Here is a 17,230-nt window from a genome sequence, read left to right as displayed (position 1 = left end):
AACATAACAAATCTCTTGATTTTTAAACTTAAACATAACGGGGTCTTTTGATGAAATTCGCACAGCAAGTATTCGCAGTTTCTGCATTATTCAGCTCATTGACAGCGATTGCTGCACCTATGCCCAATTCAATTGTGGTAGAAGATAAAGCTGTAGTTCCGGTATTAAAAACAGAAGTGATTCGCCGTGTTGCAGGTCAAGAACCTGTACGCCAAGTGACTGCAACAGTGTTAGAAATGACCAATAAAGGTCAGGATATCGTGGCACGTGAAATTGAACTTTCAGATCATCAAAGTGATTTTTCTGAAAAGAAATTATCGATTCCAGTACTACAACGTGGTGGCGTCATCGTCCCGACCTCTAAAATTGAAACCAAGACGACGGTGAAACAGGACGGTCAGATTATTCGTCAAAACACCAATATTGATGCAGAAGGCGTAGAGTTTAAGAAAGGGCAAGACCCGATTAAACGCACGCTAAAACTAGATCAGGCAACTGATCCAGAAAGCAAAGCTAAACTCTCTCATGCTGTGCTGACTGAAAATGGTGAAACCACAAAAGATTTGATGATTTTGGATGAAAACCCTGAGTGATTCGTGAGCGATTAGGCGTGATTTTTTACAAAATGCAGCATTTATGCTCCAAGCCGTAACAAGCTATGTTTAATTGTTTCATACAATGGTTTTAGAATCATAGGTATTGAAGAAGACAAGGAACATCACAATGAAAAAAGTAATGAGCGTATGCGCAGTCGCAATGATGTCGACCCTAATGCTTGCTGGTTGTGAAAGCATGTCACCTAATGAACAGCGTATTGGTGCTGCAGCTTTAGGTGGTGCCATTGGTGGTGGTGTGGGTAATAATGTCGGTGGTGGTGTAGGTGCAGCCGTTGGTGGTGGCGCTGGTGCAGCTGTAGGTAGTAAAACTCAAAACGGTTCAAACCGAAATGCTACATATAGTGGTGTAGGTGGTGCGATTGGTTCTGCAGTAGGTAAAAGTATCTTTGGTGGTAACACTGGTGCTGCGATTGGTGGTGCAATCGGTGGTGGTGCAGGTGCTGCAATTGAGCAAAATCGCTAATCCAATCCGATAAAATTGAATGAAAAGGCGCTTAAAGATAAGCGCCTTTTTTATTTGCGTGGACGGGGTTGTTTGCGACGAATGTATAGCGTTTTTTGAATTTCAGCGATACGTAAGCCTGCTTCATCAAAAATATTTAAGCTATAGTTCCGTAAAACAGGTGCGTGGTTATCTGCTAAGTTTTTAATATGATTGATTTCATTTGGGTCGAGCTGGATGTCAGCGTATACCGTTCCACGCCCGGGAGATAAAAATTGGATATTTGCAGCTTTGTCCCACACGATATAACGTGAGCCAAGGTGATGCATCAAAATCAACATATAAAATGGGTCAACCATTGAATAAAGACTACCGCCAAAATGTACACCGACGATATTTTGATTTTTACGAGTTAATGGCATTTTGACGCGAATGTGATAATTGGCGAGATCAATTTTATCAATCGAAATGCCAGCACCTTTATAAGGGGCATAATGATTGAGTAAGAATTTAGAGACAATAGGCATTGTCATTATTTTCTGGATTATGCTCATACTGGGTCAATTTTTTTTTATGCTGAACTTTGCATACTAAATGAGTTTCAAAACTGTGGCATTGATCACATTGCCCATGTTCACAAATAAAACGTCAATTCGATGGTATCGATAAAAGGACAAGAAGAATGCAACCACTAAATACGCAATGGGTGAATACCACAGATCAACAACGGCTCTATGTGAAGACATGGGGTGATGAAACAAAGCCAGCATTGGTTTTGGTTCATGGTTATCCTGATAATCAGGAAGTATGGGAACCGGTTATTGAACATCTTGGTTCTAAATTTTATATTGTGAGCTATGACGTGCGAGGTGCAGGGCAGTCATCTGTGCCCCGTAAAGTACGAGATTATCGTTTGGAGCAATTATCACTTGATTTGGATAGTGTAACGCAAGCGGTATTAGGCGAACGTAGTTTTCATTTGGCCGCGCATGATTGGGGCTCTATCCAATCTTGGGAATCGGTGACTGAGCCAAAATTTCGCTCACGTATTTTGTCTTATTCAACTATTTCTGGGCCATGTTTGGATCATGCGGCATTTTTGCTCAGAAATAGCTTTAAGCATCAGCAGAAAAAATTACTCAAATTATTAAGTAAGTCATGGTACATCGGGGTATTCCAATTACCATTTTTGGCACCGACCGCGTGGCATTTTTTGAATGCTGAACGTTGGGGAAAAATTGTGAATGATTTAGAACGTACTCAAGAATTGCCTTTGAATCATAATATTCAGCATGATGGTAAACACGGTATTGCGCTTTACCGTGCTAATTTTATTCCCCGCTTAACTCAGCCTAGACAACGTCATGCCGTCTGTCCTGTACAAGCGATTGTGTTGAAACATGATAATTTTGTCAGTCCAGATTACATTAAAGAATTACCTAATTGGGTTGAAGATTTATCTGTAGTTGAAGTCAATGCCAATCATTGGGCCGTGCTGAGCCAACCCGAAAAAATTGCAGGTTACATCGCTCAATTTGCGCAATCACAGCAGCTTTAAGTAAATCGTTCAACAGTGGCAGTTTCATCGATAGGGGGCTAAATAGCGAGCAAATTCTGATAAAATACGGTTTTTTGTCAGACTCCCTTTTTTCTTATGTTTGCTATTCTTGCCGCAATTACAGTCATGTTTGGACTGTCGCTGGCACGCGTGCCTGTTGTATTTGCGCTGATCATTGGTGCAGTAACAGGTGGCTTGTTAGCTGGCCTTGGTATTCATGGTACCATCGAAGCGTTTAATAGTGGCTTAGGCAACGGTGCTCAAATCGCACTTGCTTATGGCGTGTTGGGGGCATTTGCTTTGGCACTTGCGCGTTCAGGTTTGCCAGATTTACTGGCTTATCAACTCATTACCAAACTCAAAGGTAACAGTAATGTGAAAGCCCAGAATCGCGTGAAATACGTAATTTTCGCTACTATCGCTTTAGCCGCCGTATGTTCACAAAACGTGATTCCAGTGCACATTGCGTTTATTCCAGTATTAATTCCACCATTACTCAGCGTATTTAATCATTTAAAACTTGACCGTCGTTTGATTGCTTGTGTTCTGACTTTTGGTCTTGTGGCGACTTATATGCTGGTACCTTTTGGTTTTGGTGCTATTTTCCTTAATGATATTTTAGGTCAAAACATCAATACCTTTGGTAAGCCATACGGTTTCAACATCAGCTATGATCAAATTCCAACTGCTATGGCAATTCCAGTATTTGGGATGTTTGTTGGCTTATTAATTGCTGTTTTTTATAGCTACCGTAAACCACGAGAGTATGCTGACGTTCAGGTTAAGGAATCACAGCACACCATCTCATCTGATGTAAAAGCAGATGAAAATGGTAAACCACAAGTCGCTAAATTTACTTTGATTATGGCTGCGGTTGCAGTGGTTGCTACGCTTTCTGTTCAAGTCATATCTGAGTCGATGATTTTGGCCGGTCTCGTTGGTGTTGCGATCTTAAGCTGTGCAGGTATCTTTAAGTGGAAAGAAGCCGATGATGTCATTATCAGTGGTATGCGCATGATGGCACTGGTGGGTTTCATTATGATTTCTGCGCAGGGCTTTGCATCTGTGATTGAGGCTACGAATCAAGTACCAATACTGGTACAAGCTTCGGTTGAATGGATTGGAAACAGCCGAGGTTTAGCTGCATTTTGGATGCTATTGATAGGGCTATTAATTACCTTAGGTATTGGTTCTTCATTCTCAACAATCCCAATTTTGGCCATTATTTATGTACCACTTTGTATTCAATTTGGTTTTAGCCCAGCGGCAACGATTGCCATTATTGGTACAGCAGCAGCTTTGGGAGATGCAGGTTCTCCAGCATCAGACTCAACTTTAGGGCCAACATCAGGTCTTAATATGGATGGTCAGCATGACCACATGAAAGATAGTGTGGTACCGACCTTCATTCACTACAATATTCCATTAATGATCTTTGGTTGGATTGCCGCAATGGTACTCTAAAAGATTTTCAAAGATAAATAAAAAGGCGATTATATAATCGCCTTTTTTGTTATTTAATTCTGAGGATTTTGGTTGGATTAAAATAATTCATTTTATTAATTCTGATTAAAAAGGTTGGTATATTATGAATAATAAATTAATTATAACGGTGAAAATATAAAACCAAGCATTGCACTATGATTAAAATAAATATATTTAATTAATAATAACTTATATAATAATGTAATGAATTATTAAATAATGTTATTGCATAATTTTAATACTAATGTTTAATATTAATTATTCATTCTAGAAGGTTGTTTAAAAATGTTAAAACAAGCTGCTCTTATTGCATTATTGGGTATGTCTGCATCAGCGATGGCTGGTCAATGGCAAGTGAAAGTTGGTGGTTCTGTGGTAGCCCCTACTTCTGACACAAGTATTTTAAACGGCGCAGTAAATGTTGAAGCAGATCATGAATATGCATTTACACCATCAATTGAATATTTCTTTAATGACAACATTTCAGCTGAATTACTTTTGGCAACGCCAATAAGTCATGATGTAAATGTTACAGGTGCTGTAGATGCTGGTGTGAAGGTTAAACATTTGCCACCTACAATTACTGCAAAATATAACTTCAAAAATTCAACACGTTTCACACCGTATATTGGTGTAGGTGGTACAGCATTTGTTGCGTGGGATGAAAAAGCAAGTGGTGATTTAGCTGGTGCTAAAGTAAAAGTAAAAGAAGACTTTGGTTTTGCAGGTCAAGTCGGTTTTAACTACCAGCCAGCTGATGCAAAAAACTGGGGTGTTTTCTTTGATGCGCGTTATGCACAGATCAGCCCAGAAGTTGAAATTAAAGATGTTACAACTTTTGATTTAGATATCGATCCAATGGTGTATACAATTGGTTATAGCTACAAATTCTAAGCTGTAGCTAATTTTAAAACCCTGTCGAATGGCAGGGTTTTTTTATGCAGCATATTCCATCCATCAGTTGATCGAATTGAACAAATAGGCAATAGAAAATTTAGGTGGAACTGTTAGAGTCGAAATAAATCAGCAAGTTGGAAGAAGAGAAAAGACGATGAAAAAAATTATTCAGGGTATGCTGGTCTTGGGCAGTGCTTATTTTATTTCGACAAGTTATGCCGCAAGTTTTGATTGTAAAAAGGCGAAAACCATTACCGAACATGCGGTTTGTGATAACCGTAGTATTAATGATGCCGATGTCAAAATGGCAACAACCTATACGATTATTCGTCATTTGGTTCCCATGGGGACACGTGGTGCAATTCAAGATCAACAAATAAAATGGCTACAACTACGCGATCAGTGCCGTGACAATGTCAGTTGTTTAAGTGATGTATATAAAATGCGGCAGCAAAAACTGGATCTCTACATGGACCGCGTTTATAAACAAGGACCTTTTTAAACCTTAAAATTTAGTGCGATAGAATAAAAATTTTCCATTCACACTATTGAAAAATAGTGAAGTCCCTCCATTCATATAGGCAATTGATAATTTTACTCAGTATGAACGGAGAGACTGATGAGCGAACAACAATCTCAAAAACACAGCTTCCAAGCGGAAGTGGCTCAGTTACTGCATTTAGTAACACATTCTTTATATTCAAATCCTGAAATTTTCCTTCGTGAGTTAGTATCAAACGCATCTGATGCCTGTGATAAATTGCGTTTTGAAGGGATTAACCATCCTGAATATTATGAAAATGATCCAGATTTACATGTGCGTATTCATTTAAATAAAGAGCAGAAGACAATTACCATTTCGGATAATGGTATTGGTATGACACAACAAGAAGCGATTGATCATTTGGGTACGATTGCTAAGTCTGGCACTAAAGATTTTATGTCGAAGCTTACGGGTGATCAAAAGTCAGATGCACAATTGATTGGTCAATTTGGTGTGGGCTTCTATTCAGGTTTTATTGTTGCTGAAAAAATTACAGTAGAATCACGTCGTGCTGGGGTAAATGCCGCTGAAGGGGTACGTTGGGTTAGTAATGGTACAGGTGAGTTTGATGTAGAGCCAATTGATAAGGCTTCACGTGGAACCGACATCATTTTGCATTTACGCGAGGATGCTTTAGATTATTTAGATCGTTACAAAGTTAAGCAGATTATTAATAAATACTCTGATCATATTAGTTTACCAATTGAGATGCAGAAAGAAGTTTGGCAACAAGAGGAAGCTGCCGAAGGCGAAGAAGCAAAACCTGGTCAATATGTACTGACGGATGAGTGGGAAGCGATTAACTCAGCAAGTGCATTATGGACGCGTAATAAAAATGAGATCAGTGAAGAACAATATACTGAGTTTTATAAAAACCTGAGCCATGATTTTGAAGCCCCGCTTGCGTGGACACATAACCGTGTAGAGGGAAGTACGGAATATACACAGTTACTTTATATTCCATCTCGCGCACCAAGCAATATTTTCACACGTGAAGCTAAAGCAGGAATTAAGCTGTATGTGAAACGTGTATTTATCATGGATGATGCGGATAATTTGATTCCAAATTATTTACGTTTTGTTCAAGGTGTGGTGGATAGCGCAGACTTACCACTTAATGTAAGCCGTGAATTATTACAAGAAAGTCGCGACGTTAAAACGATTCGTGAAGGTAACGCCCGCCGTATTTTAACGGTGCTAGATGGTTTGGCGAAATCTGAAGATGTTGCTGATCAAGAGAAGTTTGCAAAATTCTACGCTGAGTTTGGTTCAGTCTTAAAAGAAGGCTTAGGCGAAGACATAGCGAATCGTGAGCGTATTCTAAAATTATTACGCTTTGCTTCGTCAAATAATGATGAAGTGAAAACATCATTTGCAGACTATAAAGCCAATATGAAAGAAGGCCAAAAGGCAATTTACTATGTGACTGCTGATAGTTTAAATGCTGCGAAAAACTCACCACAACTTGAATTGTTCAAGAAAAAAGGTATCGAAGTGCTGCTCATGACTGAACGAGTGGATGAGTGGGCGATGGAATTTGTTTTTGAGTTTGATGGAACACCATTACAGAATGTATCGAAAGGTGCAGTTGATTTGGGTGATCTACAAGATGCTGAAGAGAAGAAAGCACTTGAGGAAGCTGCTGAGCAGTTTAAACCTGTTGTTGAAAAACTGTCGGATGCGTTAAAAGATAAGACCTCTGAAGTGCGTGTAACAACACGTTTAGTGGACTCTCCTGCGTGTTTGGTGGTGGCTGAGGGTGAGTTATCACCGCAACTGGTCCGTATGCTAAAACAAGCAGGACAAGCGGTTCCCGAGTCAAAACCAGTCTTGGAAATCAATCCATCCCATCCGTTGGTACAAAAATTAGAAAGTTCGGTGCAGTTTGATGACTTAGCAAATGTTATTTTTGATCAGGCGTTGATTGCTGAAGGCGGTTTACCCGAAGATCCTGCCCAATATATTAAACGGATTAACAGCTTATTGCTGAAGTAACGGTAGATATGAAATGAACCTCCTTCGGGAGGTTTTTTTATTTGGTTTTTCGATAGAGCACATGAATAAAAACGTCCATGTTTTAATCTTTAAAATAAATTAAAAATAAATAATTAATATATAATAACGATCATTAAGTGTTGGGAATCTTAAGATGAAAATTTTAGTGATCGTTGCAATGGGCTCGCTGCTGTCTATGGGCCTCATGCAATCTGCTCAGGCAGACAGCTCTAAGCAAAAAATGGTGCGTAATGACCGTGTGCAGGTTTCAAAGCAGATCGCACAATACGATATTAATCCTTTTGTAGATAGTCGCCGTGTGATGCGAAATGATCGTGTTCAGTATAGTTTTCCTAAAGTGAAAAAAGTCGCTGAAAAACAGCCAAGTATTGTACGTAATGATCGTGTACGTGTGATTAAGAAAAATTGAAGCTGAGTTATTTAAAAAAAGCCCATCCTGTTGAGATGGGCTTTTTATTCGCTGTGAAATAGCGGGTTCTAGAACAAGGCTTCAAGGCGCACTAAAGCGCCCACAAAGTGGCTTTTATCGTCACGATGGTTGTTGAGGTAGTTGAGATCACCTTGGATATAAAACCATTCGCGCAGAAAGGGCTGTCGCCATGATACATAGGGTCCCCAACTGTTTAAACGCAGTTGATCGTTATTGTAAAAACCACCTGTATATAGGCCGTAGTTGAATCGGTTACCTTTAAAAAATTGGTGTTGGCGGTAACTGAAGTTATCCCATTTCAGATCATCATCCTGTGCATCTGTATAGGTCAGGTTGAATTGGTTTGAGATAAAGGGTTGGCCTGGACGGGCATGGGTTAATTCTAAATTGGTTCTTAGATAATTTTCACTATCGATACCATAACGATAAATTTGTTCGGCTAAAAAACTGTAATCATTGTCGAGTTGCCATTTTTTAGCTGCTTTTAAGCGGACATATAGGTCATCACCAGAACGTAAACCTAGATCAACGTCAGTTTCGAAAGGCAGTCGATCTGAAATTTCTGACCAACGTAACGCGAGCGAACTGTTATCTTCACGGGTTTGCTTATTGTCATAATTTTTATCACTACGCCCCGCAGGGTTTTCATTGGTAATTGCAGCATTATTTTCTAATTCATTATCAAGTGAGTCATCACCAAAGACCACACTCAATTTTTTTTCTAAAGTGGGAAGCTTAATTTTACCGCGAATACGTGGCTTAATTTCGTATTCATCGTGCTTATTCCAACTGTTGTCTAAAATCACCCTAAGGGTAGCATTGGCTGGTTTATCAGGCTCACTTTGCCCAAACCAGTTATCCATGCGAACGGCCGTTCGATCTGCCCAATTTCGGACTTTCTTCTGTTGTCGATCGGTCCAGCTATTATTTTCCGTTTGTTCTGTTGTCGGAACAATGGGGTGATCTGATTGTTCAGGTAAGAAGGTCGGTGTTGCATCAATCCAACGTGGAATTTGATCTAAAAAATCATAGGTCTTTGGCATGATATACGGTGAACTTTGCTCGGTTGCAGGCACATCCTGCGAATGTTCACCCTCAGTTTCATTGACGACAGCATCAGTTTCATTGGCCCAAGCAACTTGATACATCAAGCTCATTGATGCGGAAAAAAGCAAAGTCCGAATAAAGTACTGTTGTTTTTTATGCATATGTTTTGGCTCTATTTAATTATCATCTGAGTATCCTGCATCTGTAGTTTTGTTATTTTTATCGGATAAATGCAAGCCAAACTACAAAATAAATGCAATTAATCTTCGGTCATTTGCTTAAGTGCTTGATAAAGCGAAATCACATCAATAGGTTGAGGCAATTGTTGGATCACATTTTGGATGCTTTGCCAATTTAAACCTTGCTGTCGATGGAGGATCAAATAGGGAAGGGCTTGTTCGGTACGCAAGAGTGCCATGCGTTTTTGACCGTGGATTAACCGTATTTTTTGACGTTCTTGTAATAATAACAACGGGGTATGTAGTGTCGGTTCAGGTTCATCAAAATGAATGAATTTTTGCGTATGAATTAACTGTGCCGGAATAAATGGATAATAGTCGTTTTGCGACCATATCATTTCAGCCTGCTGAGACTGTTGATAGAGCTGATCAGGTGCAGCACAGAGTTGCTCTAGATTGTCCCATGATAAGACTTTAATCGCAGCAAGTTCATGTTGATGTTGTTGGCAAAACAGCTGAGAGAGTCGAATGGCTTCCATTTGCGTTTGAGCACCAAACAACAAGAGATATTTGATGAAGCGACCTTCGGTATTGATTTGCTCTGCTAAATACAGTGGCTGGTTTTTCCAATCTGTACCATCTGTCGTATGCAATAGAACATCAAGTTGCGTTGTGAGTTCAGGCTGATCTATAAACTGCAATTCATACAAGGCCAATTGTGCATCGATGTTTTGCAGCTTTTGAATGCGAGCAGTGTATTGAGCGATTTGAACCTGTTCAGGAAGTTCAACGCTTGCCATTGTCGAGTTGAGATGTTCCTCTGATGGCGCATGTGTTGGCTGCTCAATTAGAACAAGAGGAGCGGTATCAGGTGAAGAAGGCTCCGGCTTATCCGTATTTGAGTTATCAAGCAACAGATCCACTTCATTGATTTGCTTATCGCGATGATCTAGATCGACAGATCCGTCTTTATTTATCGCTTCAATTGGCAGTAGGACATCCACACTTGCTGCAACACAGCTTGGTGCTGTGCTGACTTCGTCCTTTAGGCGTACGGCATGTAGACGTAGATCGATATCACTGATTAAACATTTATATAGCTGTTGTTGCTCAATTAACCAATCATAGCATTCACTGAAATTGCCCCATTCACTGAGTAACGCCGTGCGCTGTTTGGCTGGAATCATCCAAACTTGCCAACCTAACTCATGGTCATGCAGCAAGGCCCAACCCATCTCTGGATATTGATATAAAGCACTTTCGAGTGCAGCGTCATGGTTAAAATAGCCACGAAATAACCATGAATATGGCGTTTGTTTGGCAAATTCAGTGGCAGCCATCTGTGGTTCAGTTAATGCGCGATAACTTAATATTTGCTTTTGAAAAATTGGTTCATCGCATAAGGCAAAAATTTCATGAATCCGACGTTTAGAAAGCGCCGTTTCATAAAAACTTAAAGCACGATGTTCAAGTTGATGGGTGAGTACATGGATTTCTTTTATTAATTGTACTTTCTCTTGTAAATTCATTTGTCCGCTTCCTAAAGGACTTTTTGTGCTTTTTCTAAATATTTAGCCAATACAATATTGGTTGCAAGTTCTACTAATTTATATTCAGCCGAATTCGGGTTTCGATATGTATTGGCCAATTCAATCAGGCGTTCAATATCGATAACCTGCGGTGAAATTTTTCCTTGTATCAGTGCCTGAAGTTCTTGCATAGGACAATGTAAATTTAAAAATAAAGAAGTCGATTAGTTCATTTGATTATAGAGATTTCATTAAAAAAAACATGGAAATAAATGTCAGCTTCTACAAATTAAGCGTTAAATATGACAATTAATGCGCATTTTGTTTAAAAATAATACCAAATCATCAGCTTAAAGATAGGTTTTGCAAAAGATATAGCGGTATGGTTTGATCAATTTTTTTGAAGTCATCATCAGCGATCGAGCGCTTTTAGATGTTCATTTTTAATGTTAAGTAAAGAATAAAGCCCAAATAAAAGGCACAAAAAATAAAAAACCGATGGTGGGAGCCATCGGTTTTTTATGGAAAAATCAGCTAAAAATTAAGCTTTTTTTTCTGTGTTTGTTATAACTTCAGTTGTATCAGCAGCTGGAGCTTGGCTCTCTGCATTGGCAGTTTCAGCAGTTACAGCTTTTTTTACTGGAAAATCTGGTACGTAAACGATTTGTGCAGAAACAGTTGCAGAAAGCGCCATCACAGCAACAGCCATAGCATATTTGATTGCGTTCATTTGTGTATTCCTATCAATCATTAGTAACTCAAAAATTGAGTCAGGGAGAAAATTAATCACTTGAATTTATGTGAAAATAATATCAAAAAATAATCAATTAAAAATGATCGATTCGGCAACGCAAGATAAACGGTATGAATTTTTATTTATATAAAACAGTCTATTAGAGTTATTGCTCTAGAGTTTTTAGTGGCTGAGTGACAGCGGCGTATCACTCAGATATAGATGAAAAATCTATGAATGTTTAGCACATTTCTTTTCATAGACTTTGCCTGCGATACCACCAATAATGGCACCACTAATCGTACCAAAAACAGGCAATATACTGCCTGCAACAGCTCCGATCGCAGCACCTTTGACGGTCGGAGAAAAACGTGAGAGAAAGCTATTCTTCCCTGTTTGGGACTCGTTGGTGGTTGTTTGAGGGGTTGTATTGGTAGATAGTTCGGTTTCAGCAGAAGTTGCTTGAGGTTCAATAGTCATGACATTACTCCCGAGCATGATCGTTTGAAGAATGAAGCTTTTAGCCTAATCGGTAGTGGCCTTGGCTTAAACAGAAAGCATGTAATAAATGATGGTCAGTTTGTAATCCCTCGAAGTGGAATTCACTCCTGTGTAAGACATGTAATATTTTGCTGTTTTGATGTTTAAAAAATAACCAAAATAAGTGACTTAATCATATGATGAAGATTCAAAATCATAACAATGAGGATAAATACAATGTCTGTTGCTAAAGTCGTTGAAGTAAATGCAAGTAGCACAAAAAGTTTTGAAGATGCGATCCAAACGGGAATTAATAAAGTCACTGAAACCGTAAAGAACGTTCAGGGTGCATGGATTAATGAACAAAAAGTTGTGGTGAAAGACAATAAAATTACGGAATATCGAGTGAACTTAAAAATCAGCTTCTTGGTTGAATAAGTTTAATTTTATTGAAGTTAAAAACTGATCATAAAAAATCCCCGAAGTTCGGGGATTTTTGATTGAACGCGCTGAATTATTTTTCAGGTGTTTCACAGCTTTCATCATTACAGACAGGTGTAGGAGCAAGCTCAGGGAGTTCCGCAGCTTTGTCCATCACTTTTTTAAATACATCTTTCGGTTGAGCGCCTGCTAAAGCAATGCGTTGCTCAAATACAAAGAACGGTACACCCGTAACTTTAAGTTGATCGCGTGCTACTTCTTCATCGTATTTGACGAAATCAGCAAATTCATCTGAGTCTAATAAGTCATCGACTTCAACAGGGTTTAGACCAATACGAGATGCAACGTCTTCTAAGGTTTCACGTTCACCAATGGCCAAGCCTTGCGTCATATAGCTATAGAAGAAAGCTTCTTTGGCTTCACTGCCGAGACCTTTGCTTTGTGCAAGATGAATCAAGCGGTGCGCGTTGAAAGTATTGCCTGAATTGGCTTTTTGCCAGTTAAATTCAATACCTTCAGCTTTTGCCATTTCGGCAATATTGCGCTGCATTTCCTCTACTTCTTCAATACTGCGGCCATATTTTTGAGCCAGACGTTCAGTATTGGAAATTTCTAGGCGAGCGGGCGCATCTGCATCAAGTTGATAGCTATGCCAAAACACTTCAAGCTCTACACCCGATTCTTCGGCAGCAGCTTCAAGGCGTTTTTTCGCAATATAACAAAATGGGCAAACCACGTCTGACCAGATATCTACACGCATGGGAAATCTCTTTTCTATGTTCTGGGAAAATGATGGGGGCAAATCCTAAAATTTAAAGCCAAGCAATGCAATCCATTTTTGTTTCGATGGCGCAATGTCGTTTTTTTTTTTGATTTTGTTACAAGGATTGAATGAAGATTTGTCGAACGATTAATCCGTGATTAAACGTTTACCCAAACAAATTACTTCAACCTCTTCATAGCCCAATTGTTCATAAAAGTTTTGTACGTCAATGTTGTCTTGGCGAATCAGTAATTGAAGTTTTGGGCAGCCTAGAGCAATTAAGCGTTTTTCTAATTGCTGAATGAGAGCGGTAGCGACGCCATTTCGCTGAAAATGTGGATGTACGGCAAGATAATTGACCCAGCCTCGGTGTCCATCATAGCCACCCATCACAGTTGCAATCAGTTGATCATCTTTGACCGCCAATAAAAATAGTTGGTCGCGTTGCGCTAGTTTTCGAAATATATCAATTTCAGGGTTATTCCATGGGCGGGTCAGATCACACAGTTCCCAAAGTGCAATCACATCGTCTAAATCAGTTTCGAGATAGGGGCGGATAATAAACATAATTTTTGTTTTAGCATGTATTTTGACCAATTTAGATTAGTCGAGTTTTGCAGACTTGATAAGTCATATTGAAAAATAAAAGCCATAAAAAAACGCTCCGAAGAGCGTTTTTTATTTCACTGTCAATTAAGCCGTTTTCACTTCAGGTTGAGCAGCTAACATATGGCCGTTCTCTTCGAAGTTGATGTGCCAAGACAATGCTTCACGTAGAAGGTGAGGTGTTTGACCACCTTTCGCACAAGCACGGTCGAAGTAATCATTTAATGCTGCACGGTAGCTTGGGTGTGCACAGTTGTCGATTACAGCACGAGCACGTTCACGTGGAGCAAGACCACGTAAGTCAGCAAGACCTTGTTCAGTAACCAAGATGTCAACGTCGTGTTCTGCATGGTCAACGTGAGAAGCAAATGGAACAACAGAAGAAATGTCGCCGCCTTTTGCAATTGATTTGGTCACGAAGATCGCCAAGTGCGCATTACGTGCGAAGTCACCTGAACCACCAATACCGTTCATCATTTTTGTACCGCAAACGTGAGTTGAGTTCACATTACCGTAAATGTCAAACTCAAGTGCTGTGTTGATACCGATGATACCTAAACGACGTACAAGTTCTGGGTGGTTAGAAATTTCTTGTGGACGTAATACAAGTTTATCTTTGTATTGTTCAAGGTTATTAAATACTTTTTCGCCATATTTCGCAGAAAGCGTAATAGAAGAACCTGAAGCAAATTTCATTTTGCCTGCGTCGATCAATTCAAATGTACAGTCTTGAAGTACTTCAGAGTACATGATCAAGTCTTCAAAGTTTGAATCTTTAAGACCAGTCAATACTGCGTTTGCAATTGAACCAATACCTGCTTGTAATGGACCTAGGTTTTTCGGTAAACGACCTTCAGCGACTTCTTTTTCAAAGAAAGCGATAAGGTGGTTTGCAATACCTTGAGTTTCATCATCAGGGGCAGTAACTGTAGATGGAGAGTCATGCAATTCGTTGTTAAATACGATACCTACGATTTTTGAAGGATCGATGTTGATTGCATGTGTACCAATACGTTCGTCAACATGAGTCAATGGAATAGCTTGACGTGTTGGACGATATGTTGGGATATAAATATCGTGTAAGCCTTCAAATGCTGGGCTTAAGTTGGTGTTGATTTCAACAATCACTTTTTCAGCAAAAATTGCGAAGCTTGCAGAGTTACCTACAGAAGTTGTAGGGATGATGCCACCATCTTCAGTGATCGCAACAGCTTCAATAATTGCTACATCAGGCTTTTTAAGCTGAAGGTTACGCATTTGTTCAACTGTTTCAGACAAATGCTGATCGATGAACATTACTTCGCCTTTGTTGATCGCTTTACGTAATGTATTGTCTACTTGGAACGGTAAACGACGAGCAAGAACACCTGCTTCAGTCAATTTTTTGTCCAAATCGTTACCCAAGCTCGCGCCAGTAATTAGGGTGATTTTAAGAGGATTAGCATGAGCCTGTTGAACCAACGCTAAAGGTACAGCTTTCGCTTCACCTGCGCGTGTGAAACCACTCATACCTACCGTCATACCATCCTGAATGAATTCAGCAGCTTTTTCTGCGCTGATAACTTTGTCGTGAAGGGCAGCTAAACGGATGCGATCTAAAGACATCATATACTCTCGTGAAATTCTCAAAACTGATACGGATTGTACCGATCAAAAAAGCCATTTTGCATCCCTGTTAGGCTAAGGTCTAATTTTTTGAAAAAATGTGGGTATAAGATTTTATTATGATTTTTAAGCTACTGAATAATAAACTTAAAAATAACAATGGTTAAGGATTAAACAAAACTGTTCGTTGCTTTTTTGAACGCTTGTTAAAAGCGTTCAGTTAAACTTTGCTTAATTTTTTCCAATGGGCTGTTGTTTAATATTTCATCATTTTCGAGTTTTTGCAGTGGTAAAGAAATGATCGCTTCGAGTCCACCTTCTGCTCGATTGTGAATTGAAAGTTGACCTTCGTGAATATCCACAATACGTTTTACAATGGCTAAACCGAGTCCACTACCTTGGATGGTACGTGCATCATTACCACGTACAAAAGGTTGCATCAGGTCTTCAATTTGGTCTTCAGGAATCCCTTCGCCATTATCGGCAACGCGAATTTGAATATGGTCACCTTCATATTCGGTAGACAGTTCAATCGGCTCGGCACCATAGCGTTTTGAGTTATTGATTAAGTTGCCTATTAGTCGTTTTAAGGACAGGCTACGTGCTTGAATAATCGGTAAGTCTTGAGGTTCAAAGCGAATATCTAAAGGTTTAAATTGAATCACTAATTCCTGCAATAGCGCATTTAAATCGGTATCTTGCGGAACTTCATCTGAACCATCTCGCATATACGAAATGAACTGATTCAGAATCGCATCCATATCTTCAACATCGTAAATCAGACCTTCTTTTAGGAAGTCATCATCAGGCATCATTTCTGCGCTGAGTCGAATACGGGTCAGCGGAGTACGCAAATCGTGGGAAATACCGGCCAACATGATGCGACGATCACGTTCAGTTTGTTCCAGCGTGTAGACCATGTGGTTAAAGGCTTGGTTTACTTCACGGATTTCTTGTGGCCCATGGTTGGTTTCTAAATAAGGTGCAGTGCCGTGTTTACTGTAGTTGTTTGCCGCATCTTGTAAACGTTTTAGTGGACGGTTGAGCTGACGAACCAAGGTTAAGATAATGATGCCAGCAATCAGCGGAATACCCAATAACCAGCCTAAAATCAGCTCTGCGCTATAGTTGGCATAGGTTTTTAAAGGCTCGCGAACCCAGTTGCCATTCATTTCTGGAGTTTGAATCCAGATGCGTGGGTCAGGTTTAAATTGGAAATACACGGTCGCATTATCAATGCGCATTTCTTTGGCCAGTTTCTTTTCAATTTGATTGGTAAAGAACTCTGCAATGACTTTGTCTTTGACGTTGGGGAATTCTTTCGGATCGGTCACATATTCGATCCCGACACGGTTGCGCATCCAGTCGTCGACATCCACTTCGGCATTGTTATGAAAAATCCGTAAATCAGGATTGTTAATGATTTCAAGTTCGACCGCGAGGTAACGAGCATGTTGTTGAATTTCGGGTAAATAGAGTGTCCGCCAAAAGAACCATAAGGACATAAACAGGCTAAAAAACACCACAAATAAGACCAATACGGTGGTCCGCATGGCTGCAGAGCGGGGTTTGATTTTATCGAGAAAGCGTTCCCAAGGTGTCCGTTTTTTTTCGGAGTAGGTAACGTAGTCGGTAAATTCCTGTGGGTCGATGGGTTCGAGTTTCACGCAGAATCCTTTAAGCAAATTTTTTGAAAGGCAGTTTTTATTCTTTGCGATGGAATCTTACTGCTGGAACGTTCTTCGGGAGGAGTTCGTTATGTTACTTTTTAAAAAAGTAACCAAAATTTTTGCCATTCGCTGAACTCGCGCACATTACTTTTATTCATTCAATTTCAAGTGGCTCGGACAGCAGCGAA

19 protein-coding genes are annotated in these 17,230 nt (G+C 39.6%); 9 read left to right on the top strand and 10 right to left on the bottom strand.

Translation table 11 applies throughout. The features are described from left to right. Nucleotides 1-50 precede the first annotated feature (50 nt). Together FTU80_RS04675 and FTU80_RS04670 are read left to right on the top strand one after the other, a co-directional pair. Complete coding sequence (locus tag FTU80_RS04675; protein WP_180084374.1) at nt 51-593, top strand: hypothetical protein; 543 nt, start codon at nt 51-53, stop codon at nt 591-593. A 130-nt stretch (nt 594-723) separates the two neighbouring features. Next, on the top strand, nt 724-1,080 hold the full coding sequence (locus tag FTU80_RS04670) for a DNA transfer protein p32 (protein ID WP_078192840.1): 357 nt from the start codon (nt 724-726) through the stop codon (nt 1,078-1,080). A 50-nt stretch (nt 1,081-1,130) separates the two neighbouring features. Here the strand turns inward: FTU80_RS04670 and FTU80_RS04665 are convergent, their stop codons facing one another. Then, complete coding sequence (locus FTU80_RS04665) at nt 1,131-1,613, bottom strand: DUF4442 domain-containing protein (RefSeq protein ID WP_180054258.1); 483 nt, start codon at nt 1,611-1,613, stop codon at nt 1,131-1,133. A 128-nt stretch (nt 1,614-1,741) separates the two neighbouring features. Here FTU80_RS04665 and FTU80_RS04660 point away from each other — a divergent pair, with 128 nt between their 5' ends. The 6 genes from FTU80_RS04660 to FTU80_RS04635 all read left to right on the top strand — a co-directional run bounded on the left by FTU80_RS04660 (nt 1,742) and on the right by FTU80_RS04635 (nt 7,968). After that, entirely contained in the window at nt 1,742-2,617 is an 876-nt protein-coding gene (locus tag FTU80_RS04660) for an alpha/beta fold hydrolase (protein WP_180084373.1), read from the top strand. Between the two features lie 96 nt (nt 2,618-2,713). Beyond that, entirely contained in the window at nt 2,714-4,081 is a 1,368-nt protein-coding gene (locus tag FTU80_RS04655; RefSeq protein WP_180007047.1) for a Na+/H+ antiporter family protein, read from the top strand. Nucleotides 4,082-4,387: 306 nt separating this feature from the next. Next, the gene (locus tag FTU80_RS04650) at nt 4,388-4,996 is read left to right on the top strand and encodes an OmpW family protein (protein ID WP_180035020.1); all 609 of its coding nucleotides are present in this window, start codon (nt 4,388-4,390) and stop codon (nt 4,994-4,996) included. Between the two features lie 157 nt (nt 4,997-5,153). After that, nucleotides 5,154-5,501: a lysozyme inhibitor LprI family protein gene (locus FTU80_RS04645; protein ID WP_078189819.1), complete on the top strand. Its 348-nt coding sequence runs from the start codon at nt 5,154-5,156 to the stop codon at nt 5,499-5,501. Nucleotides 5,502-5,618: 117 nt separating this feature from the next. Next, nucleotides 5,619-7,538, top strand: a complete 1,920-nt coding sequence (htpG, locus tag FTU80_RS04640; protein WP_180010233.1) for a molecular chaperone HtpG — start codon at nt 5,619-5,621, stop codon at nt 7,536-7,538. A gap of 154 nt (nt 7,539-7,692) precedes the next feature. Further along, nucleotides 7,693-7,968 (top strand): hypothetical protein, encoded by a 276-nt coding sequence (locus tag FTU80_RS04635; RefSeq protein ID WP_180084372.1) that lies wholly within the window; start codon nt 7,693-7,695, stop codon nt 7,966-7,968. Between the two features lie 68 nt (nt 7,969-8,036). Here the strand turns inward: FTU80_RS04635 and FTU80_RS04630 are convergent, their stop codons facing one another. The 5 genes from FTU80_RS04630 to FTU80_RS04610 all read right to left on the bottom strand — a co-directional run bounded on the left by FTU80_RS04630 (nt 8,037) and on the right by FTU80_RS04610 (nt 11,957). Next, nucleotides 8,037-9,197 (bottom strand): hypothetical protein, encoded by a 1,161-nt coding sequence (locus FTU80_RS04630; protein WP_180084371.1) that lies wholly within the window; start codon nt 9,195-9,197, stop codon nt 8,037-8,039. Nucleotides 9,198-9,295: 98 nt separating this feature from the next. Then, nucleotides 9,296-10,744: a hypothetical protein gene (locus tag FTU80_RS04625; RefSeq protein WP_180024742.1), complete on the bottom strand. Its 1,449-nt coding sequence runs from the start codon at nt 10,742-10,744 to the stop codon at nt 9,296-9,298. Between the two features lie 11 nt (nt 10,745-10,755). Further along, on the bottom strand, nt 10,756-10,935 hold the full coding sequence (locus FTU80_RS04620) for a hypothetical protein (protein ID WP_078189814.1): 180 nt from the start codon (nt 10,933-10,935) through the stop codon (nt 10,756-10,758). A 350-nt stretch (nt 10,936-11,285) separates the two neighbouring features. Continuing rightward, nucleotides 11,286-11,474, bottom strand: a complete 189-nt coding sequence (locus tag FTU80_RS04615) for a hypothetical protein (RefSeq protein ID WP_111885834.1) — start codon at nt 11,472-11,474, stop codon at nt 11,286-11,288. Nucleotides 11,475-11,708: 234 nt separating this feature from the next. Continuing rightward, a complete protein-coding gene (locus FTU80_RS04610) occupies nt 11,709-11,957 on the bottom strand; it encodes a glycine zipper domain-containing protein (protein WP_218946142.1) in 249 nt (82 codons plus the stop codon). A 237-nt stretch (nt 11,958-12,194) separates the two neighbouring features. Between FTU80_RS04610 and FTU80_RS04605 the strand changes: the two genes are divergently transcribed. Then, nucleotides 12,195-12,395 carry a dodecin family protein gene (locus FTU80_RS04605; protein ID WP_180084370.1) on the top strand — a complete coding sequence of 67 codons (201 nt, stop codon included), beginning with the start codon at nt 12,195-12,197 and terminating at the stop codon, nt 12,393-12,395. A gap of 76 nt (nt 12,396-12,471) precedes the next feature. On the opposite strand, the gene FTU80_RS04600 is transcribed toward FTU80_RS04605, so the two are convergent. From FTU80_RS04600 to FTU80_RS04585, 4 genes are all read right to left on the bottom strand, one after another. Continuing rightward, nucleotides 12,472-13,158, bottom strand: a complete 687-nt coding sequence (locus FTU80_RS04600) for a DsbA family protein (protein ID WP_111885832.1) — start codon at nt 13,156-13,158, stop codon at nt 12,472-12,474. Nucleotides 13,159-13,308: 150 nt separating this feature from the next. Then, the gene (locus tag FTU80_RS04595) at nt 13,309-13,728 is read right to left on the bottom strand and encodes a GNAT family acetyltransferase (protein WP_180084369.1); all 420 of its coding nucleotides are present in this window, start codon (nt 13,726-13,728) and stop codon (nt 13,309-13,311) included. Between the two features lie 126 nt (nt 13,729-13,854). Beyond that, on the bottom strand, nt 13,855-15,372 hold the full coding sequence (locus tag FTU80_RS04590; RefSeq protein ID WP_078192882.1) for an acetyl-CoA hydrolase/transferase family protein: 1,518 nt from the start codon (nt 15,370-15,372) through the stop codon (nt 13,855-13,857). Between the two features lie 206 nt (nt 15,373-15,578). Then, entirely contained in the window at nt 15,579-17,039 is a 1,461-nt protein-coding gene (locus FTU80_RS04585; RefSeq protein WP_111885830.1) for an ATP-binding protein, read from the bottom strand. Between the last annotated feature and the right edge of the window lie 191 nt (nt 17,040-17,230).

It is taken from the genome of Acinetobacter sp. YH12145, from assembly GCF_013418335.1.
GTDB lineage: Bacteria > Pseudomonadota > Gammaproteobacteria > Pseudomonadales > Moraxellaceae > Acinetobacter > Acinetobacter amyesii.
Note: the sequence above shows the minus strand (reverse complement) of the source record. Positions and strands in the feature narration are given on the sequence as shown.